Below are 26,553 nucleotides of genomic sequence, written 5' to 3'. Positions count from 1 at the left end.
CTATTAAAAACCGGTAAGGATCACCCCCCAGTGCCCCTGGCGGCCCGCCTCAGACCGCGAACTCCCGTATCACCACGTCCTCGAACACCGCCGTACCGTCGATCGAGAACAACGCGACCCCGGCGTCGATCAGGTAGGGGAACACCTCCGAGGAGTGCACGTACCGCCCGTCGTCGACGAACATCTCCACCGAGGTCCGGTCCACGAGGATCCGCAGCCGCACCCGGTCCCCCGAGAAGGGGCTGTGGCTCTCCTGCCACCGGCCGGTCGCGTCCGGGTTCACCGTGCCGCGCCGGTTGAGGAAGGCGTAGTCGCCGTAGACACCGGCGTCGATGTGCCGGCTCCCGTCCGGGGAACGGCGCAACTGCACGCCCGCACCCCGGAGTTGATCCCAGCTGATCGCACAGCTCAACTCGTAGGCGATGCCCGTGTAGTCCAGGACGCGAGTGCCGGTGACCTCGAGGTCGCCGAGGTCCACCGTCCGGGACACGTGGTCGGACAGCGCGGCCACCGGCTGTGAGGCCAGGTAGTACACCCCGGACGCGTCCCGCTTCAGCGAGACCTCGCGGACGATCGAGTCGGTGCCGTTGAACCCGTCGCAGTCGATCGTCGGTGTGATGTTCGCGTAGTCCCAGTTGTTGAGCCACCCGATCGCGTACCGCTTCGCCTCGTCCACCACCCCGCCCGGGGACCGCTTCTCGAAGGTGACGGCCCCGTACCAGTCCCAGCCGTGGTCCAGCCACTGCGGGTCGGAGGCGTCCGCCGTGAAGGTCGTACCGTCGAAGGAGCCGGTCCAGTACGCGTACGTGTTCGGCAGCCCGGAGCCCTTCCCGTTCGCACTCACGCCCAGCACCCACTTGCGCGTGCCGTCCGCGGCCGTGATCCGGAACAGGTCGGGGCACTCCAGCACCCCGATCCCGTCCTTGATGAAGCCGCTGACGTACGTCCAGGACTTCAGGTCGGGCGAGTGGTAGAACCCGACCTTGTTGTTCTCGGCGAGCGCCATCACCCACCGTCCGCGCTCCTCGTCGCGGATCACCTTGGGGTCCCGGAAGTCGCGTCCACCGGGGTTCGCCAGGACGGGATCGGTCCCGTAGTTGGTGAAGGTGCGGCCGCTGTCGGTCGACCAGTACAGGTACTGCGCCTGGTCGGCGTCCCCGTCGTGCGGGGACATCGTGGCGAGGACGACGACGGCGCCGGCCCCGAAGCCCGCGGTGTTGCCGGTGTCGACGACCGCGGAGCCCGACCAGACGTCCCCGTTCGCCGTCGTGTTCTTGGGTACCGCCACGCCCCGGTCCGTGAAGGAGACCAGGTCGGAGCTGGTGGCGAGGCGCCAGGCGGTACCGACGGCACCAGCTGTCCAGTCGGCGTTGTAGAGGTAGTAGTAGTGGTACTCGCCGTCGATCCACACCGGTCGCTGCGGGTCGTTCTTCCACTGGTCGGGGACCGTGAAGTGGTACTCGGCACGGTAACTCGCGCACCCGGCGGCCGACTTGGGCTTCGCCGCGGCCGGCCCCCACGGGCAGCAACGCGGCCGTCGCCCCCGCGGCCGATCCCGCGAACAGGGCTCTCCTGGAGATCCCACGCATCACACATCGTTCCTCTCGCTGACGAAACGGCGGCTCATGTGGATCAGGACTGTGGGACCTAACTCGTTAAAGGTCAAGGGTGCGCGGGCCTTGACAGGGCGCTGAGCCGCTTCCCATCATCTGGGGCATCAGAATCTGGCTAACACGAGTTAGGCCCTTGGATGACCGACTCGCACGTCACCCGTCGCACCTTGTTGCGGTACGGCGCCTACGGCGCGGGCGCCGCCGCGCTCGCCGGCACCGCCGCGAGCTGGGACCGGCTCACCGGAGCCGACATTCCCGGCCGCGACGACGGCTCCCTCGTCGTCGCCACCCTCGGTCCCGCCTACGGTCCGGAGGCGATCCGCACGCTCACCGAGGGCTTCAAGAAGGTCCACCCCGACATCAAGCTGCGGATCAACGCCGTGCAGGCCACGGACTGGTCGGACTTCTTCGCGAAGATCCTCACCCAGATCGCGGCGGGCACCGCCCCCGATCTCGTCTACGTCGCCACCGAGGGCGTCCAGCTGTTCGCCCAGCGCCTGGGCGTCGCCCTCGACAAGTGGGTGCAGCGGGACGCGGCCGAACTGCGCGAGTACTTCGCCGACGTCCACCCCTCGCTGGTGGAGTCGATGATGTACGAGGGCAGCCTCTACCAGCTGCCGGTCGAGTTCAACGCGGCCGACATGTACCTCAACAGCCAGGTGCTCAAGCGGGCGGGGGCGGGCTTCCCGGCGGCCGACTGGACCCGCGACGACTTCACCGAACTGCTGCGGGACATGAAGAAGTCGAGCGGCTCGCAGTTCACGCCCTACTTCTGGACCAACCGCCTGTGGGGCGGAGTGGTCCCCTGGCTCTTCGCCAACGGCACCAACCTGCTCGCCGAGTCCAAGGCCCCGGGCGGCGCCTGGCTGTGGGACGGCTTCTACCCGAGCGCCGAGCGCCGGGGCCGCGGGGGCGGCTTCCGGTGGACGACCCCGCAGGCCACGGACGCGCGGGTCGAGGAGTCGTACGACTATCTCGCCTCCCTCATCCAGGAGGACCTGTGCACCCGCCCCGAGGGAGGCAACGGCCAGAACCTCATCGGGGTGTTCTCCACCGGCCGGGTCGGGGTGACTCCGGCGGGCGGCTTCTGGGCGGGCGGTCTGCATCTCGCGGGCATGCGGCCCGGCAGCTTCGACGTGCAGTACTTCCCCCGCTGGCGCACCCAGCGCATGCAGTTCGGCGCGGCCGGCTACGCGCTCCTGCGCACTTCGAAGATGCAGGACGAGGCCTGGGAGTTCATCAAGTTCGCCGCCCGCAGGGACACCCTCATGCGGCTGTTCGAGACCAACCAGACGACCCCTGCCCGCCGTTCGATGCTGACCGCGGACCGCTACCGGGAGATGGGTCCCCGGCACTGGCAGGTCTTCTACGACACCCTCGACAAGTTCCCCGACACCGGCCCGATCCCGGCGCCGCCGCAGGTCGCCGAGGTCGAACAGGTGCTGCTGAAGCACACCGGGACCGCGCTGTCCTCGCGCCGCTCGGTGGGCCCCGCGCTGCGCCGGATGCAGAGCGATCTGGAGAAGGCCATGGAGCGTGAGGTATGACGAACACCGAGATTCCCGCCGTACGACCGTCACGGCCCGCCCCCGCACCCGCCACCGGCGCCGGCACCGCGCCGCCCTCGGCCCGTGACCGCGGCACCCGGCTGCTGGCCACGCTGTTCCTCGCGCCGACCGTCGTCGGCATTGTGGTCTTCACGGTGGTGCCGATCGTCGGCTCGATCGTGCTGAGCCTGTTCCACTGGAACGTCATCGACTCCCCGAGCTGGGCCGGGGCCGCCAACTACCGTGAGGTCTTCACCGATTCGACCGTCCTGGTCTCCTTCCGCAACACGCTCGTCTTCATGGTGCTCGCGGTCGCGCTCCAGCTGCTGGTCGCCCTGACCCTGGCGCTCGCGGTGAACGGGCGGATGCCGGTGTGGCTGCGGTCGGTGTTCCGCTCGGCGTTCTTCTTCCCGCTGGTGCTGTCGGCGGCGTCGATCTCGGTGGTGATGAAGTACCTGTTCAACCAGGACTTCGGGGTCGTGAACTGGGCGCTCGGGCTCATCGGGATCGCCCCGGTGCCCTGGCTGACGTCGGAGAACTCGGCGATGGCCGCGGTGATCCTGGTCTATGTCTGGCAGCAGTTCGGCTTCTCGTTCCTGCTGTTCGTGGGCGGGCTGAACAACATCCCCAAGGAGATCCACGAGGCGGCCTCCCTCGACGGGGCGACCGGGCTGCGCAAGCACCTGCACGTGACGCTGCCACTGCTGTCACCGACCCTGCTGGTGGCCACCGTCGTCGGGGTCATCAACGCGCTCCAGGTCTTCGAGCAGCCGTACGTGCTGACCGACGGCGGGCCCGGCGACTCCACCCGCACCGTCGTGATGGTGATCTACGAGTCGGCGTTCGAGCAGCTGCGCTTCGGTGAGGCGTCCGCGGTGGGCGTGCTGCTGTTCGTGCTGATCATGGCGGTCACCGCCCTCCAGTTCCGGCTCAGCCGGCGTTTCGTCCACTACCAGTGAGCCGGGTGAAGTCCCCATGAGCCAAGCGACGTTGACGATGAGCCGTACCCGGCACACCCTCGCCCCCTGGGCGCGGATCGCCGGACTGACGCTGTGCGCCCTGCTGACCCTGGGCCCGGTCATCTGGACGGTCTCCACCTCCCTGCGCACCCCGGCCGAGTCCTTCGACCTGCCACCGAAGATCATCCCGACGAACCCGACCGTGGAGTCGTACCGCGGGGTCTTCGACCAGATCGACGTGTGGCTGCTGGCGCTGAACTCGACGCTGGTGACCGCCCTGATCGCGGTCGGCCAGATGATCACCGCGGGGCTGGCCGGTTACGCCTTCGCCCGCCTCGAATTCCGCTTCAAGAAGCCCCTGTTCGGGCTGGTCCTCGCGACCATGATGGTGCCCTTGCAGGTCACGATCGTGCCCGTGTTCCTGGTGCTCAAGTCCATGCACCTGACCGACACCCTGCTCGGCCTGATCATCCCGGCCTTCCCGACCGCCTTCGGCACCTTCCTGATGCGCCAGTACTTCCTGGGCATGCCCAAGGACCTGGGCGAGGCGGCCATGCTGGACGGCGCGGGGCCCTGGCGGACCTTCCGGTCGGTGTACGCGCCACTGGCCACGCCCGGCCTCGCGATCGTCGGTGTCCTCGCCTTCAACTACCACTGGAACGAGTTCTTCCGGCCACTGATCCTGGAGACCTCCGGCCAGAACTACACCCTCCCCCTCGGCCTGGTCTCCCTCCAGGGCAACCTCGGCACCGGCTCCATCTCGGTGGTCCTCGCCGGGGTCGTGCTCTCGATGATCCCCGCCGTCGCCGTGTTCCTCGTCGGCCAGCGTCCTCTCCGCGAGGGCATCACCTCCGCAGGAGTCAACCGTTGACGCACGACCCCAACGCCCCCCGCTTCCGGGTCCGTCCGCCCGCCCACTGGGCCAACGACCCGAACGGGCCGTTCCGTTGGCGTGGCCGCCACCACCTCTTCTACCAGCACAACCCGCAGGCACCCGTGCACACGAACGTCCACTGGGGTCATGTCTCCAGCCCCGACCTCGTCCACTGGGAACACCATCCGATCGCCCTCACCCCGACGCCCGGCGGCCCGGACGAGGCGGGCTGCTGGTCGGGGTGCGTGGTCGACGACGACGGCGTGCCCACCGCCGTGTACACCGGCGTCGACCACCGGCACACCGGTCTCGGCACGATCTGCCTGGCCCGGGCGGTCGTCCCGGACGACGAGACCCTGACCGACTGGAAGCCGCTGCCCACCCCGGTGGTCGCAGGCCCGCCTCCCGGCCTCGACGTGGTGATGTTCCGCGACCCGTTCGTCTTCCGTGCCGAGGGACGGCGCTGGGCCCTGGTCGGAGCGGGCCACGCCGACGGGACGCCGTCGGTCCTGCTGTACGACTGCGAGGACCTGCTCGACTGGCGGTTCGCCGGCGTCTTCCTCGACGGCCGGGACCCGGTCGCCGCCGAGGTGTTCGGCGACAGGGCGACCGGCTGGGAGTGCCCGGCGCTGTACGGGACTCCCGGCGGGGACTGGGTGCTGGTGGTGTCCCTCTGGGACGGGGCCCCGTGCGCCACCGCGTATCTGACGGGCCGGGTCGATGCCGGTCGGTTCGCGGCACGCGGCGGCGGCCGGCTCGACCACGGCCGCGACCTCTACGCCGCCACCCTCCTCCAGGAACCCGGCCGGGCCCTGCTCTGGGGCTGGTCCTGGGAGGCGCGCGGGCAGGACGAGGTGGACCGGGCCGGGTGGGCGGGGGTCCTCACCGCGCCCCGGGTCATCGACGTCGGCCCGGACGGGGCGCTGCGCGTGGCACCGGCCCCCGAACTCGAACTCCTGCGTGCCCCCGAGCCGTTCGTCACGGAACCCGGCGTCCGGGCGCCGCTCCCCGGGGCCTACGACCTGACGGTCACCGCCCGCTCCCGCACCACCGTGTCCCTGGCCCGCTCGGCGTCGGGAGCGGAGCTGACGGTGGTGCTGGACCCGGAGGACGGCAGCGTGATCCTGGACCGCGACGGCTGGCCCCGCACCGGCGGACAGGGACCGGTCACCGTCGGCACTCCCGGCAACCGGGGCCGGGACGTCACCGTGGGCACTCCCGGCGACCGGGGCCGGGACATCACGGTCCGGCTCCTCGTCGACGGCTCGCTGTTCGAGCTCTTCGTCGACGACCGCGCGAGTGTCACCGAGCGGATCTACCGGCGCCCCGACGACGTGAGCGAACTCCTGGTCACGGGCGAGGGCGCCGCGGTCACCGGATGGGAGCAGGTCCCACCGACGAGCGGCTGATCACCGGGCATGCGAGCCGCCGTACCGTCGCGGGCGGCGTCCTCCCGGTGTCGATGGCGTCCAGGAGCAGCCGGGCGGCGGCCTCGCCCATCGCCCGGTGCGGCAGCGCGACCGAGCTGAGGGGCGGGGTGAGGAAGGCGGCCATGTGCTCCTGGTCGTCGTAGCCGACCACGGAGAGGTCGTCGGGGACGGTGAGGCCGAGCCGGGTCGCGGCGTGCAGGGCGCCTGCCGCGACCCGGTCGTTGTAGCAGAAGATCCCGGTGGGGCGCCGGTCCGCGGAGACGCCGTCGAGGAGCCGGGTGGCGCCCTCGTGGCCGCTGGAGATCTCCCCGCCCGTGCGCACGATCCACTCCTTCGGGACGGTGATCCCCTCCGCCCGCAGCGCGTCCCTGAAGCCCCGCAGCCGCTCCACCGACGCGATGTCGTCCTGGCCCCCGACGAGCGCGATCCTGCGGTGCCCCTGGTCGAGGAGCAGCCGGGCCGCCGTACGGCCGCCGGCTCGTTCGGCGGGGACGACGGCCGGCAGGGAGCCGTCGTCGGGCACGCAGTTGGCGAGGACGGAGTGGGTGCGGTGCAGGCCCTCGGGGACCCGGACGCGGCGCAGCGACATGGCCGCGTAGATGATGCCGTCCACGCGCCGGTCGAGGAGTTCGGCGACGGCGGCGTCCTCCTTGGCACGGTCCCCGCCGGAGTCGACCGTCAGGACCAGGTGGTCGCTGCCCCAGGCCGTCTCCATGGCCCCGCGCAGCAGCCGTCCGGCGAAGGGCGAGGAGGCGATCTCGTCGGTGACCAGGCCGATCACCGCCGTACGGCGGCGGCGCAGTCCGCGGGCGACGGGGTCGGGGCGGTAGCCGAGCTCCGCGGCGGCCTCACGGATGCGTTCCTGGGTGGCGGGCGAGAGGTTGCCCTCGGCGCGGCCGTTGAAGACGAAGGAGACGGCGGTGTGGGACACCCCGGCGAGCCGGGCGACGTCCCGTGACGTGGCACGTGCGGATCCCGCCGGCCGCTGCTCCTCGGTGCTTCCCATGCCGTCCGCTGTCCTCGTCCCCGCCCGTCAGGTTGATCACCGCTCACCCTATCCGTGAGGCTGGGGGGACGACACAGTCAAGGGAAGGTCCGCACGTGATCAGCATCCCGACGCACACCTTGAACGACGGTACGACGGTCCCGGCCGTGGGACTCGGCACCTGGCCGATGGACGACGCCGAGGCGGAGCGGGCGGTCGGCACCGCCCTGGAGAGCGGCTACCGGCTCGTCGACACGGCGACCAACTACCGCAACGAGACCGGTGTCGGTCGTGGCGTGGCCGGCAGCGGCGTCCCGCGCGAGGAGATCGTCGTGACGACGAAACTCCCGGGCCGCCATCACGGCTACGAGGAGACCCTGGCGTCCTTCGAGGAGTCCCGCGCCCGGCTGGGCCTGGCGTACGTGGACCTGTTCCTGATCCACTGGCCGCTCCCCCGCGTCGACAAGTACGTCGACTCGTGGCGGGCCATGATCAAGCTCCGTGAGGACGGTCTCGTACGGTCGATCGGGGTCTCCAACTTCACGGTCGCCCACATCGAGCGTCTGGAGAAGGAGACCGGGGTCCTGCCGTCCGTCAACCAGATCGAGCTGCACCCCCTCTTCCCGCAGGACGAGCTGCGCGCCTACCACGCCGAGAAGGGCGTCGTCACCGAGAGCTGGAGCCCGCTGGGCCGGGGCTCGGACCTGCTGGACGACCCGGCCGTGACCGCCGTGGCCCGGGCGCACGAGGTCACCCCCGGTCAGGCGGTCCTGCGCTGGCACGTCCAGCTCGGCGCCCTGCCGATCCCGAAGTCCGGCGACCGCGACCGGCAGCGCGCGAACCTCGACGTCTTCGGCTTCGAGCTGACCGAGGCGGAGATGGCGGCGATCGCCGACCGCGCGCACCGGCGCCTCGGCGGGGACCCGGAGGTGCACGAGGAGTTCTGAACCGCGGGAGGGGCACTCGGGGAGCATGAACGAGCGTCTGCGGAACTACCACGGCAAGCGGAACTTCGGTCGGACCGGGGAGCCCGAGGGCCGGGACGGGCCCGTCGGCCGCGAGCCGCGGTTCGTCGTGCAGATCCACGACGCGAGCACGATGCACTTCGACTTCCGGCTCCAGGTCGGTGACGTGCTGAGGTCCTGGTCGGTCCCGAAGGGCCCCTCCGACCTCCCGAAGGACAAGCGCCTCGCCGTACCGACGGAGGACCATCCGCTGGAGTACGAGGAGTTCGAGGGCGTGATCCCCGAGGGCGAGTACGGCGGCGGCACCGTGATCGTCTGGGACCACGGCACGTACGAGCCCCTCAGCCACGACCGCAAGGGGAACCCCGTCGACTTCGCGGAGTCCCTGGAGCGCGGGCACGCCACGTTCCGCCTCCACGGGACGAAATTGCGCGGCGAGTACGCCCTCACCCGGTTCCGGGAGAACAACTGGCTGCTGGTGCGGACCGCCAAGGGGCCCACCCGCGGTCACGGCACGCCGGATCCGCACCGGGCCCGCTCGGCACGGACGGGCCGCACCCTCGCGCAGGTCGCCGTCCTCGACGCGGAGCGCTGAGCCCTCAGTCCGTCACGAGGCAGAACTCGTTGTCCTCGGGATCGGTCAGCAGGACGTGGTCCTCGTACCGGGCGCGAACGGTCGCGCCGAGCGCGGTCAGCCGCCGGATCTCCGCCTCCTGGTCCACGGCCACCAGGTCCAGGTGGACGCGGTTCTTCCCCCGCTTGCCCTCCGGCACGAGCTGGAACCACAGGCGGGGCCCGCCGTTCGCCGGCTCGACCAGCACGGTCGGGTCGTCCTCGGTGCTGTCGATGCCGAGAGTGCGCAGCCGGGCCAGTTCCGCCTCGTCGTAGGGTGCCACCGCGTAGTCGTCCAGGGCGGCGGCCCAGAAGCGTGCGACGCTCGCCGGGTGGGCACAGTCGAAGACGACGTCGAGAAGTCGCGCCATCCCTCCATGCTGGCCGTGCCGACCTCCGGTGTCATCCGGGTTTTCGGCCCCAACTCGCCTTCCCTGCCTCTATGTTCACAGCGACGCCACTGCGACACCTCGTCGCTCCCGCATCCGAGCCAGGAGGCCTTCCCCATGCGCATCGCGCTCCGTACCGCCCTGACCGGCGCGGTCGTCACCGCCACCGTGCTGGCGGGCGGCACCACCGCCCACGCGACCCCGCCGGGACCCGGAGTGGTCGGCACGCTGATCGCCCAGAAGACCGTGGGCGACACCGACTACGTCCTGAGAGAGATCACCGTGCCGCCCGGCCAGGCCACCGGCTGGCACTACCACGACGGCCCGGTCTACGGGTACGTCAAGCAGGGCACCCTCAGCCACTACCACGCCGACTGCGCCAGTGACGGCGTCTATCCGCAGGGCACCGTCGTGCGGGAGCCGGGCGGCCCGGGCGACGTGCACCTGGGCCGCAACGAGGGGACCACCACGCTCGTCCTGGAGGTGCTGTACGTCCTCCCGCACGGCTCGCCGTACTCGGAGGACGTGCCGAACCCCGGCTGCTCCTTCCAGTGAGCCCGGTGAACCCGGTGAGCACAGTGAGCCCGGCGGACCCGGTGATCAGAAGTCGAGCGGTTCCAGCGACTGTTCGGCCCAGATCGTCTTGCCGCTGCCGGTCTGCCGGCTCCCCCACCGCTGGGTGAGCTGGGCGACCAGGAGCAGTCCGCGGCCGCCCTCGTCGAAGGCGTGGGCGCGCCGCAGGTGCGGTGAGGTGGAACTGCCGTCGGAGACCTCGCAGATGAGGGTGCGGTCCCTGATCAGCCGTAGCTGGATGGGGGGTTCGCCGTAGCGGATGGCGTTGGTGACCAGTTCGCTGACGACGAGTTCGGTGACGAAGGAGGCCTCCTCCATCCCCCAGGCGGCGAGTTGCTCGGTGGCGGCCTGCCGGGTGGCGGCGACGTGTGCCGGGTCCGGCTCGACGTCCCAGGTGGCGACCCGGTCGGCCCCGAGGGCCCGGGTCCGGGCCAGCAGCAAGGCCACGTCGTCGCCGGGTTCTTCGGGCAGTACGGCCTTCAGGACGGTGTCGCACAGGTCGTCGAGGGTGTCGGTCCGCGCCGTCAGCGCGCGGCACAGTTCGTCGGTTGCGTGGTCGACGTCGCGGTCCCGGTCCTCGATCAGCCCGTCGGTGTAGAGGGCGACGACGGCGCCCTCGGGCAGTTCGATCTCCGTGGCCTCGAAGGGCAGTCCGCCGACCCCGAGCGGGGGCCCCGCGCTCAGCGGGACGAGCCGTGCGGTGCCGTCGGGCAGGACGAGGGCCGGCGGCGGATGGCCGGCGCCCGCCGCGGTGAGGCGGCGCGAGACCGGGTCGTAGACGGCGTAGAGGCAGGTGGCGCCCAGTTCGGCGGCGTCGTCCTCACGGTCGTCCGACGCGAGGTGGGTGACCAGGTCGTCGAGGTGGGTGAGGAGTTCGTCGGGCGGCAGGTCGACGTCGGCGAGGGTGCGCACGGCCGTGCACAGGCGGCCCATGGTGGCCGAGGACGGGATGCCGTGGCCCACGACGTCACCGACCACGAGGGCGACCCGGCTGCCGGAGAGCGGGATCACGTCGAACCAGTCGCCGCCGATGCCGGCCAGTGAGCCGGAGGGCAGGTAGCGGTGGGCGACCTCGACGGCGGCCTGTCCGGGCAGCCCGCGCGGCAGGAGGCTGTTCTGCAGGGCCAGGGCGGTGGTGCGCTCGCGGGCGAAGCGGCGGGCGTTGTCGATGCAGACGGCGGCCCGGCTGGCGAGTTCCTCGCCGAGGACGGCGTCGTCCTCGCCGAAGTCGTCGGGGTGGGAGATGCGCACCGCGACCACCACACCCAGGGTGGTGCCGCGGGCCTTGAGCGGCACCGCGATCATGGAGTGCACGCCCTTGCGGTAGGAGCGGCCGGCCGGGGCGCGGGCGTTGCGTTCGGCGACCCAGCGCATGAAGGCGGGCTCGCCGGCCTGGCTGAGGGCCGCCCGGCCCTCCCGCAGGGCTCGCGCGGGCGGTGAGAAGGAGGGGTAGACGTCGGCCTCGCCGAGGTGGACGGCGGCCTCGGGGGTGCCTTCGTGGCCGGATCCGTGGGCGACGCGTCGCAGGACGATGTCGCCTTCGAGCACGGTCGGTGGTTCGTCGGCGCCGAGCACCCAGTCGAGGAGGTCGACGCTGACGAAGTCGGCGTAGCGGGGTGCGAGCAGTTCGACGAGTTCCTCGGCGGTGCGCACCACGTCGAGGGTGGTGCCGATGGCGGCCGCCGCCTCGTTGAGCAGGGCGAGCCGCTGGCGGGCCCAGTACTGGTCGCTGCTGTCGAAGGCGGCCAGGGCCACGCCGGCCACCTCTTCGGTGCCGTCCTCCCGGACGGGCCACATCTCGATGGTCCAGGCGTGTTCCCGGTTGAGGGCGGGCGCGCCGGTGAAGCTCTCGTAGCGGACCGGCCTGCCCGTCTCGGCGACCTGGCGCAGGTTGGCCAGGAAGCCCCGGCTGTGTTCGGCGTCCTCGACGGTGTCCGAGAAGAAGCGGCCCAGCAGGACCTCTTCGGACACCCCCATCACACGGCAGGCCACGTCGTTGAGGCGCAGGTAGTGCTGGCGTGTGTCGAAGATCGACATGGACATGGCCGCCTGCTGGAAGGCCTGCCCCGCGAGGGTCGGCTCGCCGGAGCCGGGGGGCCGGGCGGTGACGACGTATCCGGTCGCGGTGCCGTCGGTGCCCAGGACGGGACACGCCTCCACGAAGAGCGTGCGGAGGGAACCGTCGCGGTGTCGCAGGACGACGGTCCCCTTCAGCGCCGCCACGGCCGGTTCCGGCGGGTCCTGGGCGAGCAGCTCCCGGGCCGCGCGTCCCACGACCTCCTCGGCCGTGTGTCCCGTGAGCCGCCGGGCGCCCTCGCTCCAGCCCGTCACAACACCTGCGGCATCAGTGACCGCCGTAGCGGAGACGTGCTCCATATCGTCCAGGATGGTCCCTTTGTCGGACCGCATCAACCGAAACGGGGCAACCGGGCCCCGTCCGTCACGTCCGGTGGGCGCGCAGGGCTTCGAGGGCGCGGTCGGCGTGGGTGTTCATGCGGAGTTCGCTGCGGACGACGTCCAGGACCGTGCGGTTCTGTGCGATGACGAAGGTGACCCGCTTGGTGGGGGCCAGGGAGAAGCCGCGCTTGACGCCGAACAGCTCGCGCACGGTGCCGTCGGTGTCGGAGAGCAGGGGCATGCCGAGGGTGTGCTGCCCGGCGAACTCCTGCTGGCGTTCGACGGTGTCGCCGCTGATGCCGACCGGCTGGGCGCCGACGGCGGCGAACTCGGCGGCGAGGTCGCGGAAGTGGCATGCCTCCGCGGTGCAGCCGGCGGTCAGGGCGGCGGGGTAGAAGAAGAGGACGACCGGGCCGTCGGCGAGCAGCTCGGAGAGTTTGCGGGGGGTGCCGGTCTCGTCGGGGAGCTCGAAGTCCTCGACGGTGTCGCCGGTCTCGATCGCCTTGCTCATGCCCGGCCCTCCTCGTTCTTCGCGACGCTGCGCGCCCACAGCACGAGCGGTATCTGGAGTGGCAGCCGTCCGAGGGCCGCCGCCTTCTGCGGTGCGGGGCGGTGGCGCCAGTCGACGGCCATCTTGACGTTGGCGGGGAAGACCCCGACGAAGAACGCGGCACTGGCCAGCGCGGCGGTACGCCTGGTCTTCGGCAGCGCAAGACCCGCGGCGAGCGCGAGCTCCAGGACGCCGCTCGCGTAGGTCCAGGTGCGGGGCTCCCCGGGCAGGGCCCGCGGGATCGTCGCGTCGAAGGAACGCGGGGTGGCGAAGTGGGCGACGCCCGCGGTGGCCAGCAGGCCGGCGAGCAGCAGGGGCGAACGTGGGGACCGTGACACGGTTCCTCCTTCGGGGGGCTGCCGCGCACATTACTGGACGGTACAAACACCCCCGACGGCGGCCCGCGCCCCTACGGGGACCGGCGGTTGTGGGTGCCCGGGGTGTAGCCGAGGGAACGGCGGAAGACGTCGATGAAGGCGCTCGCGGAGGACCAGCCGCAGCGGTGGGCAACGGCCGTGACGGGCAGGTCGTCGGCGAGCATGCGCAGGGCGTGGTAGAGCCGTGACTGGGTGCGCCACTGCGGGAAGGTCATACCGAACTCGTCGCGGAAGAGCCGGCTGAGGGTGCGTTCCGAGGCTCCGGTGGCGGCGCCGAGCGCGGCCAGGGTGCGGGGGTCCGAGGGGTCGGCATGGACGAGTGCGCAGACCGCGGCGAGGCGTGGATCAGTGGGGGCGGGCAGCCGCAGGGGCTGCCGCGGGGAGGCGCGCAGCTGGTCGCGCAGGACGACGAGGAGGCGGTGTCGTTCGGGGCTGTCGTCGTCGGGGTCCCGGGTGTAGGCGAGGATCAGTTCGCGCAGCAGCGGCCCCACGGCGAGGACGGTCGGGTCGTCCAGACCGAGCGGGTTGTCGGCGGCAGGCAGTCCGACCAGGTGCAGGTCGAGCCGGCCGTGGGCGCGGTGGGCGTGGACGGTGCCCGCGGGGACCCAGATGGCGCGGGTGCCGGGCGCGAACCAGGTGCCCGCGTCGGTGCTGACCTCGAGGACTCCGGAACCGGCGTAGACGATCTGGTGGTCGTCGTGCCGGTGGGCGTCGATGCATGCGCCGGCCGTCAGCTGCTGGGTGCGGGTGGGCGCCACCGGCGCGTGGCGGATATCCGTCATGACATGGCAGATTATCGAAAGCGCGCCATGCCTCGCTGCCGCGAGGCTCGTTCCGTGTCCGAGAACCGATCCCTCACGCTCCTGTCCGTGGGGCATGCCTGCGTGGACGTGTACCAAGGGGCGGTGGCCGCCCTGGTGCCGTTCTTCGTCGCCGAGCGCGCCCTGTCCTATGCCGCCGCGTCGGGTGTCGTCCTGGCGGCGTCCTTGTTGTCGTCGGTCGTCCAGCCGCTCTTCGGCGCGCTCACGGACCGGTGGGCGATGCCGTGGCTGCTGCCGCTGAGCGCGCTGACCGCCGGGGCGGGGGTGGCCCTGAGCGGGGTGGTGGGCTCCTATCCGCTCACTCTGGCGGTGGTCGCCGTGTCCGGGATCGGGGTCGCCGCGTACCACCCGGAGGCGGCCAGGGCCGCGCGGGCGCTCGCCCCCGGGGGCAACAGGGGGATGGGGTGGTTCGCGCTGGGCGGCAACGTCGGCTTCGCGCTGGCCCCGCTGCTGGTCGCCGCCGTGATCGCCACGGGCGGTCTGGACGCCTCTCCCCTGCTGGCCGTTCCGGCCGTGGCGGGGGCGGCCCTGTGCGCGGCCGCGGTGCGCGGGTCGCGGCCGGACCCGGCCGACCGTCCTCGGGCCGCGGGCCCGGGGCGTGCCGACTGGCCGTCGTTCCTGCGGCTGTCGGGCGCGGTGGTGTGCCGGTCGGTGGTGTTCGTCGGACTGAGCGCGTTCGTCTCGTCGTACGTCCGCGAGCGCACCGGGGGCGGGGACGTGGCCGGTACGGCGGCGCTGTGCGTGTTGTACGCGGGCGGTGCCCTGGGCACGGTCGCCGGGGGCCGGCTGGCCGACCGGTTCGGGCGTCTCATGGTGATGCGCGGGGCGTACGCGCTGACCGTGCTCGCGGTGGCGGGCGTGGTGCTCGCCCCCGGCCCGACCGTGTATGTCTTCGTGGCCCTGACCTCAGCCGGCTTGTACGTGCCGTTCTCCCTGCACGTCACCCTCGGTCAGGACTACCTGCCCGGGCGGGTGGGGACGGCGAGCGGGGTCACGCTGGGACTGACGGTGAGCGTCGGGGGGCTGGCCGCGCCGGCACTGGGGGCGTTGGCCGACGCCGCCTCACTGCGGACGGCACTGCTCCCGCTGGTGGTACTGCCCGCGCTGGGAGGACTGCTGCTGAGGGGGCTCACCGAGCCCACACCGGCCACGCGCCCGCGGCTGCCGGTGCGGTGAGACTCAGGCGGCCTCGGATTGCCGGTGCGGCGAGACCCTGGCGACCCCGGACTGCCCGTGCGGAGAGACTCAGGCGGTCCCGGCCGGCGCCGGCTCCTCGCTCTCGTCGTCGAAGGAGTAGGACAGGAAGTCGTCGACCATCCGGTGGAAGAGACCGGCCAGCTGCCGCAGCTCCTCGGGCGACCAGTCGGACAGGGCCAGCTGCATGCCGCGGGCCCCGACGTCCCGGATGCGGTCGATGGCCTGCTGCCCGGTCTCGGTGAGCTGGATGCGCTGGGCGCGCCGGTCGTCCGGGTCGGGGACACGGGTGACGTAGCCGGACTTCTGGAGCTGCTGGACGGTCCGGGTGACGTGGGAGGCCTCCACGCCCAGCCGGTTGGCCAGCTCCCCGGGACGCATCGGCTCGGTGTCGGCGACCTGCCGCAGCAGGGCCACGGCGGCGCGGTCCAGCGGCACCTCGGCCAGGGACACCAGCCGGTCGTGCTGCCGGGCGCGGGTGCTCAGGTAGGTGACGCGGGTGAGCGCCCGCTCGATCTCGATGACTTCCGGGGACGCGGGGGTGTCGGGGAGCGGCTGTGAGGGCATGCACGCCAGTTTACCATCTTGTTGCGTAACTCAAGTAATCTACGGCGAGCGTTGAGTGGAGGTACGGCGGAGGTACGACCGGGGCACGAGCGGGGGGGCGCCGGACCCCTCGGCCCCGCCGTCCCCCGCCGTCCCCCGCCGGACTCAGACCCCGCTCCGCACGGCCTCGTGCCAGCTAGCGCCGGTCACGATGGCCTGCCGCCACTGCCGGATCGCCTTGGGAGCCATGCCCACCGCGAGGGCGCCGCCGACCCGGTCCCCGCTCCGGTACGCGGCGACGAACCGGCGCTCCGCCAAGTCACCCTCCACGACGGCGACTTCGTCGTGCCCGCGCAGGTAGCCGTACGCCTGGACCTTCATGTCGTACTGGTCGGACCAGAAGTACGGCACCGGCGCGAACGCCTTGCGCGCCTCCCGGGCGGCGAGCAGGTTGCGGGCGGCGGCCATGCCCTGCTCGGCCGCGTTGGTGCGGTGCTCGATCCGCATCGAGGTACCGAACAGCGGGTTGTACCAGCGGGCCACGTCACCGGCCGCGTACACGTTCTCGGCGGCCTCGCAGTACTCGTCGCAGAGCACCCCGTCGCCGATCGCCAGCCCGCTGCCGTCGAGCCACTCGGTGTTGGGCAGCGAGCCGACGGCCACGAGCACCTCGTCCGCCTCGATCTCCTCGCCGCCCGCCAGCCGGACCCCCTCCTCCGTCACCTCCGAGACCATGACGCCGCAGCGCAGGTCGACGCCCCGCTCGGCATGGGCCCGGGCCAGCATCCGCCCGACGTCCGCGCCGACCGCGTGGGCCAGCGGTACGGCGGCCGGCTCGAGGACGGTCACCTCGGCACCGAGACGCCAGGCCACCGCGGCCGCCTCCGCACCCAGGAAACCGGCGCCCACCACGACCAGCCGCCGCCCCGGGGACAACCGCTCGCGGAGCGTGAGCGCGTCGCCGAGGGTGCGCAGCACATGCGCGCCCTCCCCGGGCAGGCGGCGCGGCCGGACCCCGGTGGCGATGACCAGTCCGTCGTACGGCACCTCGGAGCCGTTCGCCAGCCGCACCGCGCGGTCGACGAGGTCGAGGCCCGTCGCCGCGGCACCGAGCCGCAGGTCCAGGTCGAGGGCGGCCAGGCCGGCGGGGGTGCGCAGGGCGAGCCGGTCGGGCTCCCACTCCGCGGCCAGGACCTGCTTGGACAACGGCGGCCGGTCGTAGGGCGGTTCGGGCTCGTCGCCGACGAGGGTGAGGGTGCCGTCGTAGCCCTCACGCCGCAGTGTCTCGGCCGCCGCCAGTCCGGCGGCCGAGGCTCCGACGACGGCGATCCGCCTCACGGGCGGACCAGCCGGATCGCCGCGGCCGGACAGACCGCCGCCGCTTCCTGTACCCCGTCGACGAGTTCGGGGCCGACCTCGTCGGTCAGCAGGATCGCGATGCCGTCGTCGTCCTGGTCGAAGACCTCCATGGCCGCGACCACGCACTGCCCCGAGGCGACGCACTTGTCGGCTTCCAGCTCCACCTTCATGGGATTCCCCCTGCTCAATCGCCTTGTTCTGGTTGCTTGTTCGCGGGTTCGTCCGCGGGTTCGCGCGCGGGCTCGTCCGCGCGTTGGTCCGCCGGCCGGGGAGCCGTCACCAGGTCACCGGCAGCTCGTGGACGCCGTAGATGAACGCGTCGTGCTTGAACTTCACGTCCTCCAGGGCGCAGGCGAGCCGGAGGGTCGGGATGCGCCTGTAGAGGGTGCCGTAGACCACCTGGAGCTCCATCCGGGCGAGAGGCTGGCCCAGGCACTGGTGGACGCCGAAGCTGAAGGCGATGTGGCGGCGGGCGTCGCGGGTGAGGTCGAGTCGGTCGGGGTCCTCGAACACCTCGGGGTCGCGGTTCGCGATCTCGTTGACCATGATGACGCCCTCGCCGGCCTTGATGACCTGGCCGGCGATCTCGATGTCCTCGGTGACCGCGCGGCGGCGCCCCAGGTGGGTGATGTTGAGGTAGCGCAGCAGTTCGTCGACCGCGGAAGCGACGAACTTCGGGTCGTCGCTCTCGCGCAACAGGGCCAGCTGGTCCGGGTGTTGGAGCAGGGCGGCGGTGCCGAGGGCGATCATGTTGGCGGTGGTCTCGTGGCCGGCGACCAGCATCAGCAACGCCATCTCGGTGGCCTCGCGGTGGTCGATCTCACCGGCGGTGATGCGCTCGGCGATGCTCGACAGGAGGTCGTCCCGGGGATCGGCGAGCCTCTTGCCGACCAGCGCGGCCAGATACGCGGCGATCTCCCGGCTCGCCGCGCCCCGCTGTTCGGGGGTGGCGTCCCGGTGGACCATGGTCTTGGTGTTGCCCTGGAAGACCTCGTGGTCGTCGTAGGGGACGCCGAGCAGTTCGCAGATGACCAGGGAGGGCAGGGGCAGCGCGAACGCCTCGACCAGGTCGACCGGAGCGGGACCGGCCAGCATGTCGTCGATCAGCCCGTCGACGATCCGCTGCACGGCGGGCCGGAGGGCCTCGATCCTCCTGATGGCGAAGGGGGCCGTCACCATCCGGCGCAGCCGGGCGTGTTCGGGGTCGTCCATCATGATGAAGCTGAGCTTGCCCTCGCCGGCCTCGGGGCTCGCCTTGGTGGGGTAGCCGGGCCGGTCGGTGTCGGCGCTGACCCGGGGGTCGCCGAGCAGCTGTCGCTGTTCGGCGTAGCGGGTGACGAGCCAGGGCTCGCTGCCGTCCCACAGGCGCACCTTGGTGAGCGGCCCCTTCTCCTGGAGTTCCTTCAGGGCGGGCGGCGGGTCGAAGGGACAGCGGGCGGCACGTGGCATGGGGAACTCGGGGACGGTGTCCGCGCCGCCGTGCGCGGCACCGGCCAGGGTGTCGGCCATGGTTCTCCTCGGTGGTGGGGGCTTCGCCGAAGGGGCGGAGCGCCGGGGCGAAGTGGTCGAGGCCTCGATGAGCACATGCAAACAGAGGGGGCTGACACCTGGCCGCCGGAAGCCTGACGCGAAGCTGACGTGACACAGGTCACATACGCCAACTGGGCATGCACATCTGGGGACTTGTGGGCGAAAAGGTGCCACGCACGGGGTGACGGTTGCCGTGTTTGCAGGCCCGCCCTCAAGCCTCCGCCTGTCACGCCTCCGCGTCGACACGCCCCAGCCAGTAGCCGAAGCCGCGGCGGGTGTGGATCAGCCCGGGCGGGTCCTGGTCCACCTTGCGCCGCAGCCGGGACACGAGTTGCTCGATCGCGTTGTCGCCGCGGTGGTCGCCCCAGACGTACCGGCCGATCTGCTCCTTGGACAGCACGCGGTGGGCGTTGACCAGGAGGTGGCGCAGCAGCCGGTACTCGGCGGGGGTGAGGTCGAGGAGACGGGTCCCACGCCGTGCCTCGCACCGGGCGTCGTCCAGGACGAGGTCGCAGTAGGCCAGTCCGTCACCTCGGGCCGGACCGGCCCCGGTGCCGCGCAGCAGGATCCGCACTCTGGCCAGGAGGTCGGCCACCCGGAACGGCTTGGTGACGTAGTCCCGCTCCCCCAAGCCGAGTTCGGGCACGATCCGGTCCAGTGACGCGTAGTCGACCAGCAGGAGGACCGGTGGGCGGCGGGCCAACGTCGGCCGGACCCGCCCCAGTTCCGCCACGTCCGGCAGGGTGGCATCGACGACCACGAGGTCGAAGCGCTCCCTGGACAGCCGCGCCAGGCCCTCGGCGGCAGCCGCGACGGCGACGATCCGGTAGCCCGCCAACTCCAGTGTGGTGGAGAGCAGTTCGGCGGCATCCGAGGTGCCCGCGACGATCAGGAGGCGCTGACCGGCACCGCGGGCGAGTGCCGGTCTCTCGCTGGAACTGCCATGCATGCGGGGACCGTTTCGTGGGGGACGGCGCACCCCCACCCTAACCCTCTCCTTGCCTAACTCAAGTAATAGGTCCCTGCCGTCCGGTCGGGGTGACCGGGGCCGTCCACATGGCGACCACGACGTCACCGAGGCCGGTGGCCGCGTCGTGCCAGTTGGCGCGGGGGGTCGGGGTGTTCTCCGCGAGGGCCCGTTCGCGGTCGGCGGCCATGTGCACGATCAGATGGCGGGCCATCTCGCCGCGCTCGGCGCGTACCTCGGCGGGCAGTTCGGGCAGACAGCGGTTCAGCCCCTCGACGATCTTCTGCAACGACGGCGAGGTCATGGACTCCTCGACCATGATCTGCTGGAGCACCGGGTCGGTCATGACCTGTGCGCAGAACCGGGCGAACCAGGTGGGGCTGCCCAGCGCGGCCAGATGCTCGGGCACGGGCCGGACCAGGCAGTCCACCCAGTCGCGTACGTCCGTGGAGTCGCCGGCCTCGGCCAGCAGCCGGGCCCGGATCTCCTCGATGCGGACGTGGTGCTTGCGGGCGATCGCCCGGACCAGGTCGGCCTTGGTACCGAAGTGGTAGCCGACCGCGGCGTTGTTGCCCTGTCCCGCGGCCTCGCTGACCTGGCGGTTGGACACCGCGAGGACCCCGCGCTCGGCGAAGAGGCGCTCCGCGGCGGTCAGGATCAGCTCCCTGGTGGCGCTGACCTGTTCCTCGCGTACCGTCCTGCCCGCCATGCTCACCACCGCACCGGGACTTCGCTGAACCCTCCGACGGCCAGCCCCTCGAGCCGCCCGAGGTCCGCCGACGGTGCGGCGAGCTCCAGTGCCGGAAGCCTACGGCGTCCGACCCTCGCCGCATGATCAGGCCGACCGGGCCGGGCGGGCGCTCTCCGGGCCCAGTAAGCTAAGTCAAGCACCTGACTTAATTTCGGCCGAGTCCTCGGCCTGTTTCCCTGCCCCTGGAGGCTCTTTCATGTCCGACGCTCCCGCCAGATCCGCCGACGCGGGTGCTGAGACCCCACCGCGGCCGGGCGCCGTGGTGGCCGTGCTGGCCTTCGCCGGAATCGTCGTCTCGCTGATGCAGACCCTGGTGATCCCGATCGTGCCGGAGCTGCCCAAGCTGCTCGACGCGCCGGCCTCGGACACCGCGTGGGCGGTCACGGCGACGCTGCTCGCCGCGGCCGTGGCCACCCCGGTCGTCGGCCGGCTCGGCGACATGTTCGGCAAGCGCCGGATGCTGCTGGTCAGCGTCGTGATGCTGGTCGTCGGTTCGGTGGTCTGCGGACTCAGCGACGCCCTGGTCCCGATGATCGTCGGCCGTGCCCTGCAGGGCCTGTCCTCCGGTGTCATCCCGCTCGGCATCAGCATCATGCGTGACGAACTGCCCGCCGAGCGCCTGGCCGGGGCCACCGCGCTGATGAGCGCCTCCCTGGGCGTCGGCGGCGCCCTGGGGCTGCCGACCGCGGCGCTGATCGCGGACAACTTCGACTGGCACGTCCTGTTCTGGGCGTCGGCCGCGATGGGCGCGATCGCCCTCGTCCTGGTCCTGGCCTTCGTGCCGGAGTCCCGGGTGCGCACCGGCGGCCGCTTCGACGCGGTCGGCGCGGTCGGCATGGCCGCGGGACTGGTCTCCCTGCTGCTGGCCATCTCCAAGGGCGCCGACTGGGGCTGGACCAGCGGCACCACGCTCGGCCTGTTCGCAGCAGCCGTGATCATCCTGCTGGCCTGGGGCTTCTTCGAGCTGCGCACCGCCCAGCCGCTGGTCGACCTGCGCACCACCGCCCGCCGTCAGGTGCTCTTCACCAACCTCGCCTCGATCGCGATCGGTTTCTCGATGTTCGCGATGTCGCTGGTCCTGCCGCAGCTGCTCCAGCTGCCCACCCAGACGGGCTACGGCCTCGGCAAGTCCCTGCTGACCGCCGGTCTCGTCATGGCGCCGTCCGGCCTGGTGATGATGGCCCTGGCCCCGGTCTCGGCGGCGGTCTCCAAGGCCAAGGGCCCCAAGGTGACGCTGATGATCGGCGCGCTGATCGTGGCCGCGGGCTACGGACTCAACATCGTGCTGATGTCCGAGGTCTGGCACCTGGTCCTGATCTCCTGCGTGATCGGCGCCGGCATCGGGTTCACGTACGGCTCGATGCCCGCGCTCATCATGGGCGCCGTGCCCGCCTCGGAGACGGCGGCCGCGAACAGCCTCAACACGCTCATGCGGTCCATCGGCACGTCGACGGCGAGCGCCATCGCCGGTGTCGTCCTGGCGCAGATGACGATCGATCTCGGCGGCTACGCGCTGCCGTCCGAGAACGGCTTCAAGACCGTCATGGCGATCGGCGCGGGAGCCGCGCTCCTCGCCTTCGTCATCGCCTCGTTCATCCCGCGCCCGCGCGCCGCGACCACGGCGGCCTCCCTCGCACCGGCCGCGGAGGAGACGTCGGCGGGCACGCCCTCCGGGCACTGAGCTCCCCCTGATGGCCGCCGCCCGGCGGCCATCAGGCGTTTCCGGCGCGCCCGGTCCCACCCGGGGGTCTTACGAAGGAGTCCTGCCCAGGGAGGAGGCGACCCTGGCGCGTACTGCGTTCTCAGTAGCCGTGACTGTCGACGGAGAGACGACGACGAGCCGGCCGGGGTCAGGGAGACTGGAGCCGTTCCAGGACACGACCGGAGAGCCGATGAGCATGCCCCTGCGGCACCACGCCGACGATCATGTCCGTACGGCCGTGAGGGCGACTCCGGAACCGATCGCCGGACGAGGTGGGGCACCCCGGCTCCCCCTGAACCCCACCGCCCCGGAACGCCAGGAACGGACACCATGACCATCCGCGTGCTGCTCGCCGACGACCAGGCCCTGCTGCGGGCCACCTTCCGGATCCTCATCGACTCGTGCGACGACATGGAGGTGGTCGCCGAGGCCACCGACGGCGCCGCGGCGGTGGACCTCGCGCGCGTCCACCGCCCCGACGTGATCCTCATGGACATCCGGATGCCGGGCACCGACGGCCTGGCCGCCACCTCCGTGATCTGCGCGGATCCGGAGCTGTCGGACACCCGGGTGCTGATCCTGACCACCTTCGAGATCGACGAGTACGTCGCCCAGGCACTGCGGGCCGGCGCGAGCGGCTTCCTGGGCAAGGACGTCACCGCCGAGGACCTCCTCGCCGGGATCCGGACCGTGGCGGCCGGCGACTCCCTGCTCTCCCCCGGGGCCACCCGCACCCTGATCACCCGCTTCCTCTCGGCCCCCGGCCTCGGCACCCGGCTCGCGGCCGCCGACGACCTGACCGGCCTCACCACCCGGGAACGCGAGGTGATGGCCTGGGTGGCCGAGGGGCACTCCAACGAGGAGATCGCGGAGAAACTCTTCGTCAGCCCTCTGACCGTCCGCACCCACGTCCACCGCGCGATGACCAAACTGGGCGCACGGGACCGCGCCCAGCTCGTCGTGATGGCCTACCAGTCGGGTCTGGTGCAGGCGCTGCCGCCGGAGGAGCGCTGACCAGTGGTGCACCGAGGCCGGGAGCACTGACCCCGGGACCGCTGCCGTCTCACTTCTCGGAGAGCTTGTCCAGCCACTGCTGGAGCAGGGCCGACTCCGCCACGGTGAGCGTCGGCGGCAGATCGGCCCGGAGTCTCGCCGCGAGGGTGGCGGCCGCGACGGACACCTGACGCCCCTCGTCCCGTACGGCGGTGTCGGCGGGCCGGGTCACCGAGTCCAGCACCGCGTCGCGCAGCCGCTCCGCGAACTTCCCGTCGGTGTACTGCTCGGGCCGGGTCAGCATCGACAGGGCCGCGCCGACGTTCGCCGACATGATCATCCGGGTGGCCAGCGCGGGCGGCACCGTCAGTCGTCCCTCGGCCGCGCAGCGCTCGAGGATGCCGTGGAGCAGGTCGTGCGCCTCCTGTGCGGCGGCCGGGGGCACGGTCAGTTCGGGTGAGTACATCAGGCGGTAGTGGCTCGGGTGCTCCAGAGCGAAGCGCATGTGGTTGTCCCAGCCGTCCCGCAGGTCCTCGACGGGATCCTCACCCGGCCGCGCCGCGCGCTTGGACGCGAGGTAGCGCTCGAACCCCCGGTCGACCACGGCGGCCAGCAGACCGGCCTTGTCGCCGAAGAGCCGGTAGAGCATCGGTGCCCCCACCCCGGCCCGCTCGCACACGGCCCGCGTGGAGACATCGGCGGCCGACGCGCCGGCCAGCAGCTCGGTGGCCGCTTCCAGGATCTTTTCCCTCGCATCCATGCCCCCACCGTACGACATTCGTAGCGGCGATACGAGCGGTGGGTTACCGGCGCTACGATTCCGTGTTATCGTCGATACGAAGCAAACGTAGCAGCGCTAACAAGCCAACAAAGGATGCAGCCATGACCACTCAGCCCGGGACGGAACAGCGCGTAGCGATCGTGACCGGCGGATCGCGCGGCATCGGACGCCAGATCGCCGAGCGGCTGGCCGCCGACGGATTCGCGGTCGTCGTCGGGTACGCGGGCAACAAGGACGCGGCCGACGAGGCCGTGCGCAGTATCGAGGAGAGGGGCGGCACCGCGTACGCCGCCCGCGCGGACGTCGCCGACGAGACCGAGGTCGGCGCCCTGTTCGACCTGGCGGAGGCGACCTACGGCGGTGTCGACACGGTGGTCCACTCCGCGGGCCGGATGCCCCTGTCCCCGATCGCGGACCTCGACCTCACCGAACTCGACGCGCTGTACCGCACCAACATCCGCGGCACCTTCGTCGTCGACCAGCAGGCCGCGCGCCGACTGCGTCCGGGCGGGGCGCTCGTCAACCTCTCCAGCTCCGTCGTCGGCCTGGCCTTCCCCGGCTACGGCGCCTACGCGGCCAGCAAGGGCGCGGTCGAGGCCGTGACACTGATCCTCGCCCGCGAGCTCCGCGGCCGGGACGTCACCGTCAACGCCGTGGCCCCCGGCCCGACCGCGACCGACCTCTTCCTCGACGGCAAGGACGAGGAGACCGTCGCCCGCCTCGCGGCCCAGCCCCCGCTGGAACGGCTGGGCACCCCCCAGGACATCGCCAACGTGGTGTCGTTCCTGGTCAGCCCGGCCGGCCACTGGGTCAACGGCCAGGTCCTGCGGGCCAACGGAGGCATCATCTGACCGGCCGCCGACGCATACGGCAACCACGTCACCCTCTGGGGGCGGCCGTCTGCCGCAGGACGGGCGTCGGCCGTGGGGCCGCCCGTCTGCCGCGGGACTGCCCGTCTGCCGTGGGGCCGGCTATCTGCCACGGGGCCGCCCGTCTGCCGCGGGACTGCCCGTCTGCCGTGGGGCCGGCTATCTGCCACGGGGCCGCCCGTCTGCCGCACGGGGGCGACGGAGAGCGGGGCAATCCCTTCCGCAGCGGCTGCGAGGTCGGACGGCCCCTCCATCGACCTCCACCAGGAGACCCGTGGCCCGCCGGCACACTCGCCCACGGCAGCCGCCGCGTGACGCCTCCCCTTCGGCCGGCACCGCCCACCCTTCCCAGGACCGCCACCGCCCACCGTGCCCGCCGCTGCCGCCGCCCGCCTTCCCCACGACCACCCCCGCACACCGCTCCCCGCCGGTCCCGTGCGTACCGCCGAGACGGTCCCCCACCACCACGGCATCACGACCCCCACCACTGCGGCGTCACCCCGACCACCGCGGCATCACAACCCCACCACCGCAGCGTCACCCCCACCACCGTGATGTCACAGCCCCCGACCACCCCCACACCCCGACTCCCAAGCCCCGGCCCGCGCCCGCGCCCGTTCAGGGGAACCCCGCACCCGGAGCGCGTGGCGGCCGGCGCCCGTGTCGACAACTCACCCGTGACCCTCCCGTTGATCCCGCCCATGCTGGCCACGCCCGGCACCCTGCCGCCCGCCGCGCAGGACGCCCGGTGGGCCTACGAGACCAAACAGGACGGCCAGCGGGTCGTGGTCTATCTCGCCGGGGACGGCAGCGCGGTACTGCGCGCCCGGTCCGGGGAGGAGATCACCGGCGCCTACCCCGAACTCACGCCGCTGGGCAGCGCGCTCGGGCGCACCGCGGCCGTGCTCGACGGGGAGATCCTGGCGCTGGACGAACACGGGCGTGCGGACTTCCAGTTGCTGCAGCAGCGCATGGGGCTCGCCCACGCTCCTGGCAGAGCCGCACGCCGGGCGGCCGAAGCGCCCGTGCATCTCGTGCTGTTCGACCTGATGCACCTCGGGCGGCGCTCCCTGCTCCCCCTGGCCTATGTGCAGCGGCGGGCACGGCTGGAGGAGCTGGAGCTCACCGGACCTCGCTGGTCGACGCCCGCCGCCCTCGTCGGCCACGGTGAGCAGGCCCTGCGCGCCACGCGTGAGCACGGCCTGGAGGGCTTGGTCTGCAAGCGGTTGGACTCGGTGTACGAACCCGGTGTGCGCTCCCGCGCCTGGGTCAAGATCCGCAACATGCGCAGCGAGGACGTCGTGGTGGGCGGCTGGCTGCCGGGCAAGGGGCGGCTCACCGGCCTGCCGGGCGCGGTGCTGGTGGGTCAGCGGGCAGGAGGGCGGCTGCGGTTCGTGGGCAGCGTGGGCACCGGCTGGAGCGAGGCGGAGCGGAGCGAACTCGCCGCGCTGCTGGCGGCCGCGGCGACCGACGTGTGCCCCTTCGATCCCGTGCCGCCGGCTCCGGGCGCCCACTGGGTGCTGCCCCGGCTGGTCGGCGAGGTCCGCTACAGCACCCGTACCCGGGCCGGGTTGCTGCGTCAGCCCTCCTGGCTGCGACTGCGCCCCGATCTCGCCCCGGAGGACTCCGCCGCCGACCTCCCGGAGCCGCCTCCATGATCCGAGTATTGGGCGGGTCGTAACCGGAGCGACGCCTTCTACCTCTTGGCGCGGACATGAAAAGCCGGGAAGCTGAACTCCCCAGTAACCCACAGCCGTTGGGCTGCGCCC

General features: G+C 72.0%; 25 protein-coding genes and 1 pseudogene. 12 read left to right on the top strand and 14 right to left on the bottom strand.

The genetic code is table 11. The features are described 5' to 3' along the window. Positions 1–49: 49 nt before the first annotated feature. Positions 50–1,589: pseudogene (locus OHN19_RS41170) on the bottom strand (glycoside hydrolase family 32 protein). Between the two features lie 161 nt (positions 1,590–1,750). Between OHN19_RS41170 and OHN19_RS41165 the strand changes: the two are divergent. The 4 genes from OHN19_RS41165 to OHN19_RS41150 are packed head-to-tail and all read left to right on the top strand — an operon-like array spanning position 1,751 to position 6,402. After that, positions 1,751–3,160: an extracellular solute-binding protein gene (locus OHN19_RS41165; RefSeq protein ID WP_330269113.1), complete on the top strand. Its 1,410-nt coding sequence runs from the start codon at positions 1,751–1,753 to the stop codon at positions 3,158–3,160. Beyond that, on the top strand, positions 3,157–4,119 hold the full coding sequence (locus OHN19_RS41160; protein WP_330269112.1) for a sugar ABC transporter permease: 963 nt from the start codon (positions 3,157–3,159) through the stop codon (positions 4,117–4,119). The genes OHN19_RS41165 and OHN19_RS41160 overlap by 4 nt, the downstream gene beginning before the upstream one ends. A gap of 16 nt (positions 4,120–4,135) precedes the next feature. Then, positions 4,136–4,990, top strand: a complete 855-nt coding sequence (locus OHN19_RS41155) for a carbohydrate ABC transporter permease (protein WP_123758622.1) — start codon at positions 4,136–4,138, stop codon at positions 4,988–4,990. Next, entirely contained in the window at positions 4,987–6,402 is a 1,416-nt protein-coding gene (locus OHN19_RS41150) for a glycoside hydrolase family 32 protein (protein ID WP_330269111.1), read from the top strand. The genes OHN19_RS41155 and OHN19_RS41150 overlap by 4 nt, the downstream gene beginning before the upstream one ends. Here OHN19_RS41150 and OHN19_RS41145 read toward each other — a convergent pair. After that, positions 6,365–7,429 carry a LacI family DNA-binding transcriptional regulator gene (locus OHN19_RS41145; RefSeq protein ID WP_330269110.1) on the bottom strand — a complete coding sequence of 355 codons (1,065 nt, stop codon included), beginning with the start codon at positions 7,427–7,429 and terminating at the stop codon, positions 6,365–6,367. The genes OHN19_RS41150 and OHN19_RS41145 overlap by 38 nt on opposite strands. Before the next feature lie 95 nt (positions 7,430–7,524). On the opposite strand from OHN19_RS41145, the gene OHN19_RS41140 reads away from it, so the two are divergent. After that, on the top strand, positions 7,525–8,355 hold the full coding sequence (locus OHN19_RS41140) for an aldo/keto reductase (protein WP_330269109.1): 831 nt from the start codon (positions 7,525–7,527) through the stop codon (positions 8,353–8,355). 25 nt (positions 8,356–8,380) lie between these two features. Continuing rightward, positions 8,381–8,968 (top strand): DNA polymerase ligase N-terminal domain-containing protein, encoded by a 588-nt coding sequence (locus OHN19_RS41135; protein WP_330269108.1) that lies wholly within the window; start codon positions 8,381–8,383, stop codon positions 8,966–8,968. Positions 8,969–8,972: 4 nt separating this feature from the next. On the opposite strand, the gene OHN19_RS41130 is transcribed toward OHN19_RS41135, so the two are convergent. Then, on the bottom strand, positions 8,973–9,356 hold the full coding sequence (locus tag OHN19_RS41130; protein WP_330269107.1) for a VOC family protein: 384 nt from the start codon (positions 9,354–9,356) through the stop codon (positions 8,973–8,975). A 135-nt stretch (positions 9,357–9,491) separates the two neighbouring features. Here OHN19_RS41130 and OHN19_RS41125 point away from each other — a divergent pair, with 135 nt between their 5' ends. Further along, complete coding sequence (locus tag OHN19_RS41125) at positions 9,492–9,929, top strand: cupin domain-containing protein (RefSeq protein WP_330269106.1); 438 nt, start codon at positions 9,492–9,494, stop codon at positions 9,927–9,929. A gap of 45 nt (positions 9,930–9,974) precedes the next feature. On the opposite strand, the gene OHN19_RS41120 is transcribed toward OHN19_RS41125, so the two are convergent. From OHN19_RS41120 to OHN19_RS41105, 4 genes are all read right to left on the bottom strand, one after another. Next, the gene (locus OHN19_RS41120) at positions 9,975–12,323 is read right to left on the bottom strand and encodes a SpoIIE family protein phosphatase (RefSeq protein WP_330269105.1); all 2,349 of its coding nucleotides are present in this window, start codon (positions 12,321–12,323) and stop codon (positions 9,975–9,977) included. Between the two features lie 64 nt (positions 12,324–12,387). Next, positions 12,388–12,855: a peroxiredoxin gene (locus OHN19_RS41115; protein ID WP_330269104.1), complete on the bottom strand. Its 468-nt coding sequence runs from the start codon at positions 12,853–12,855 to the stop codon at positions 12,388–12,390. Beyond that, the gene (locus OHN19_RS41110) at positions 12,852–13,232 is read right to left on the bottom strand and encodes a MauE/DoxX family redox-associated membrane protein (RefSeq protein ID WP_330269103.1); all 381 of its coding nucleotides are present in this window, start codon (positions 13,230–13,232) and stop codon (positions 12,852–12,854) included. The genes OHN19_RS41115 and OHN19_RS41110 overlap by 4 nt, the downstream gene beginning before the upstream one ends. 71 nt (positions 13,233–13,303) lie before the next feature. Beyond that, positions 13,304–14,053 carry a helix-turn-helix transcriptional regulator gene (locus tag OHN19_RS41105; RefSeq protein ID WP_330269102.1) on the bottom strand — a complete coding sequence of 250 codons (750 nt, stop codon included), beginning with the start codon at positions 14,051–14,053 and terminating at the stop codon, positions 13,304–13,306. A 27-nt stretch (positions 14,054–14,080) separates the two neighbouring features. Between OHN19_RS41105 and OHN19_RS41100 the strand changes: the two genes are divergently transcribed. Continuing rightward, a complete protein-coding gene (locus OHN19_RS41100; protein ID WP_391197397.1) occupies positions 14,081–15,268 on the top strand; it encodes an MFS transporter in 1,188 nt (395 codons plus the stop codon). A gap of 69 nt (positions 15,269–15,337) precedes the next feature. On the opposite strand, the gene OHN19_RS41095 is transcribed toward OHN19_RS41100, so the two are convergent. From OHN19_RS41095 to OHN19_RS41070, 6 genes are all read right to left on the bottom strand, one after another. After that, a complete protein-coding gene (locus OHN19_RS41095) occupies positions 15,338–15,853 on the bottom strand; it encodes a MarR family transcriptional regulator (protein ID WP_330269100.1) in 516 nt (171 codons plus the stop codon). 144 nt (positions 15,854–15,997) lie between these two features. Further along, entirely contained in the window at positions 15,998–17,170 is a 1,173-nt protein-coding gene (locus tag OHN19_RS41090; RefSeq protein ID WP_330269099.1) for an NAD(P)/FAD-dependent oxidoreductase, read from the bottom strand. Next, the gene (locus OHN19_RS41085) at positions 17,167–17,361 is read right to left on the bottom strand and encodes a ferredoxin (RefSeq protein ID WP_330269098.1); all 195 of its coding nucleotides are present in this window, start codon (positions 17,359–17,361) and stop codon (positions 17,167–17,169) included. The genes OHN19_RS41090 and OHN19_RS41085 overlap by 4 nt, the downstream gene beginning before the upstream one ends. 106 nt (positions 17,362–17,467) lie before the next feature. Further along, positions 17,468–18,700: a cytochrome P450 gene (locus OHN19_RS41080; RefSeq protein ID WP_330269097.1), complete on the bottom strand. Its 1,233-nt coding sequence runs from the start codon at positions 18,698–18,700 to the stop codon at positions 17,468–17,470. Positions 18,701–18,947: 247 nt separating this feature from the next. Continuing rightward, on the bottom strand, positions 18,948–19,670 hold the full coding sequence (locus tag OHN19_RS41075; protein ID WP_330269096.1) for a response regulator transcription factor: 723 nt from the start codon (positions 19,668–19,670) through the stop codon (positions 18,948–18,950). 58 nt (positions 19,671–19,728) lie between these two features. Next, the gene (locus tag OHN19_RS41070) at positions 19,729–20,397 is read right to left on the bottom strand and encodes a TetR/AcrR family transcriptional regulator (RefSeq protein ID WP_330269095.1); all 669 of its coding nucleotides are present in this window, start codon (positions 20,395–20,397) and stop codon (positions 19,729–19,731) included. A gap of 238 nt (positions 20,398–20,635) precedes the next feature. On the opposite strand from OHN19_RS41070, the gene OHN19_RS41065 reads away from it, so the two are divergent. Both OHN19_RS41065 and OHN19_RS41060 read left to right on the top strand, forming a co-directional pair. Next, entirely contained in the window at positions 20,636–22,120 is a 1,485-nt protein-coding gene (locus OHN19_RS41065; RefSeq protein WP_330269094.1) for an MFS transporter, read from the top strand. Positions 22,121–22,471: 351 nt separating this feature from the next. Next, positions 22,472–23,155 (top strand): response regulator transcription factor, encoded by a 684-nt coding sequence (locus tag OHN19_RS41060; RefSeq protein WP_330269093.1) that lies wholly within the window; start codon positions 22,472–22,474, stop codon positions 23,153–23,155. Between the two features lie 49 nt (positions 23,156–23,204). Here the strand turns inward: OHN19_RS41060 and OHN19_RS41055 are convergent, their stop codons facing one another. Then, complete coding sequence (locus tag OHN19_RS41055) at positions 23,205–23,894, bottom strand: TetR/AcrR family transcriptional regulator (protein ID WP_330269092.1); 690 nt, start codon at positions 23,892–23,894, stop codon at positions 23,205–23,207. Between the two features lie 122 nt (positions 23,895–24,016). Between OHN19_RS41055 and OHN19_RS41050 the strand changes: the two genes are divergently transcribed. Together OHN19_RS41050 and OHN19_RS41045 are read left to right on the top strand one after the other, a co-directional pair. After that, complete coding sequence (locus OHN19_RS41050) at positions 24,017–24,766, top strand: SDR family oxidoreductase (protein ID WP_330269091.1); 750 nt, start codon at positions 24,017–24,019, stop codon at positions 24,764–24,766. A 695-nt stretch (positions 24,767–25,461) separates the two neighbouring features. Continuing rightward, the gene (locus OHN19_RS41045; RefSeq protein WP_330269090.1) at positions 25,462–26,442 is read left to right on the top strand and encodes an ATP-dependent DNA ligase; all 981 of its coding nucleotides are present in this window, start codon (positions 25,462–25,464) and stop codon (positions 26,440–26,442) included. Positions 26,443–26,553: the final 111 nt, after the last annotated feature.

The sequence above is a fragment of the Streptomyces griseorubiginosus genome (assembly GCF_036345115.1).
Taxonomy (GTDB): domain Bacteria; phylum Actinomycetota; class Actinomycetes; order Streptomycetales; family Streptomycetaceae; genus Streptomyces; species Streptomyces griseorubiginosus_C.
The sequence above is the reverse complement of the archived record's forward strand: the minus strand, read 5'-3'. Positions and strand labels throughout refer to the sequence as shown.

What these genes read in the sequence shown, in the direction of transcription:
- OHN19_RS41080 (WP_330269097.1), bottom strand. Translation starts at nt 18,700, where the DNA reads ATGGCCGACACCCTGGCCGGTGCCGCGCACGGCGGCGCGGACACCGTC.
- OHN19_RS41095 (WP_330269100.1), bottom strand. Translation starts at nt 15,853, where the DNA reads ATGCCCTCACAGCCGCTCCCCGACACCCCCGCGTCCCCGGAAGTCATC.
- OHN19_RS41165 (WP_330269113.1), top strand. Translation starts at nt 1,751, where the DNA reads ATGACCGACTCGCACGTCACCCGTCGCACCTTGTTGCGGTACGGCGCC.
- OHN19_RS41125 (WP_330269106.1), top strand. Translation starts at nt 9,492, where the DNA reads ATGCGCATCGCGCTCCGTACCGCCCTGACCGGCGCGGTCGTCACCGCC.
- OHN19_RS41115 (WP_330269104.1), bottom strand. Translation starts at nt 12,855, where the DNA reads ATGAGCAAGGCGATCGAGACCGGCGACACCGTCGAGGACTTCGAGCTC.
- OHN19_RS41105 (WP_330269102.1), bottom strand. Translation starts at nt 14,053, where the DNA reads ATGACGGATATCCGCCACGCGCCGGTGGCGCCCACCCGCACCCAGCAG.
- OHN19_RS41075 (WP_330269096.1), bottom strand. Translation starts at nt 19,670, where the DNA reads ATGCATGGCAGTTCCAGCGAGAGACCGGCACTCGCCCGCGGTGCCGGT.
- OHN19_RS41060 (WP_330269093.1), top strand. Translation starts at nt 22,472, where the DNA reads ATGACCATCCGCGTGCTGCTCGCCGACGACCAGGCCCTGCTGCGGGCC.
- OHN19_RS41085 (WP_330269098.1), bottom strand. Translation starts at nt 17,361, where the DNA reads ATGAAGGTGGAGCTGGAAGCCGACAAGTGCGTCGCCTCGGGGCAGTGC.
- OHN19_RS41160 (WP_330269112.1), top strand. Translation starts at nt 3,157, where the DNA reads ATGACGAACACCGAGATTCCCGCCGTACGACCGTCACGGCCCGCCCCC.
- OHN19_RS41055 (WP_330269092.1), bottom strand. Translation starts at nt 23,894, where the DNA reads ATGGATGCGAGGGAAAAGATCCTGGAAGCGGCCACCGAGCTGCTGGCC.
- OHN19_RS41070 (WP_330269095.1), bottom strand. Translation starts at nt 20,397, where the DNA reads ATGGCGGGCAGGACGGTACGCGAGGAACAGGTCAGCGCCACCAGGGAG.
- OHN19_RS41135 (WP_330269108.1), top strand. Translation starts at nt 8,381, where the DNA reads ATGAACGAGCGTCTGCGGAACTACCACGGCAAGCGGAACTTCGGTCGG.
- OHN19_RS41065 (WP_330269094.1), top strand. Translation starts at nt 20,636, where the DNA reads ATGTCCGACGCTCCCGCCAGATCCGCCGACGCGGGTGCTGAGACCCCA.
- OHN19_RS41130 (WP_330269107.1), bottom strand. Translation starts at nt 9,356, where the DNA reads ATGGCGCGACTTCTCGACGTCGTCTTCGACTGTGCCCACCCGGCGAGC.
- OHN19_RS41050 (WP_330269091.1), top strand. Translation starts at nt 24,017, where the DNA reads ATGACCACTCAGCCCGGGACGGAACAGCGCGTAGCGATCGTGACCGGC.
- OHN19_RS41145 (WP_330269110.1), bottom strand. Translation starts at nt 7,429, where the DNA reads ATGGGAAGCACCGAGGAGCAGCGGCCGGCGGGATCCGCACGTGCCACG.
- OHN19_RS41155 (WP_123758622.1), top strand. Translation starts at nt 4,136, where the DNA reads ATGAGCCAAGCGACGTTGACGATGAGCCGTACCCGGCACACCCTCGCC.
- OHN19_RS41120 (WP_330269105.1), bottom strand. Translation starts at nt 12,323, where the DNA reads ATGGAGCACGTCTCCGCTACGGCGGTCACTGATGCCGCAGGTGTTGTG.
- OHN19_RS41100 (WP_391197397.1), top strand. Translation starts at nt 14,081, where the DNA reads ATGCCTCGCTGCCGCGAGGCTCGTTCCGTGTCCGAGAACCGATCCCTC.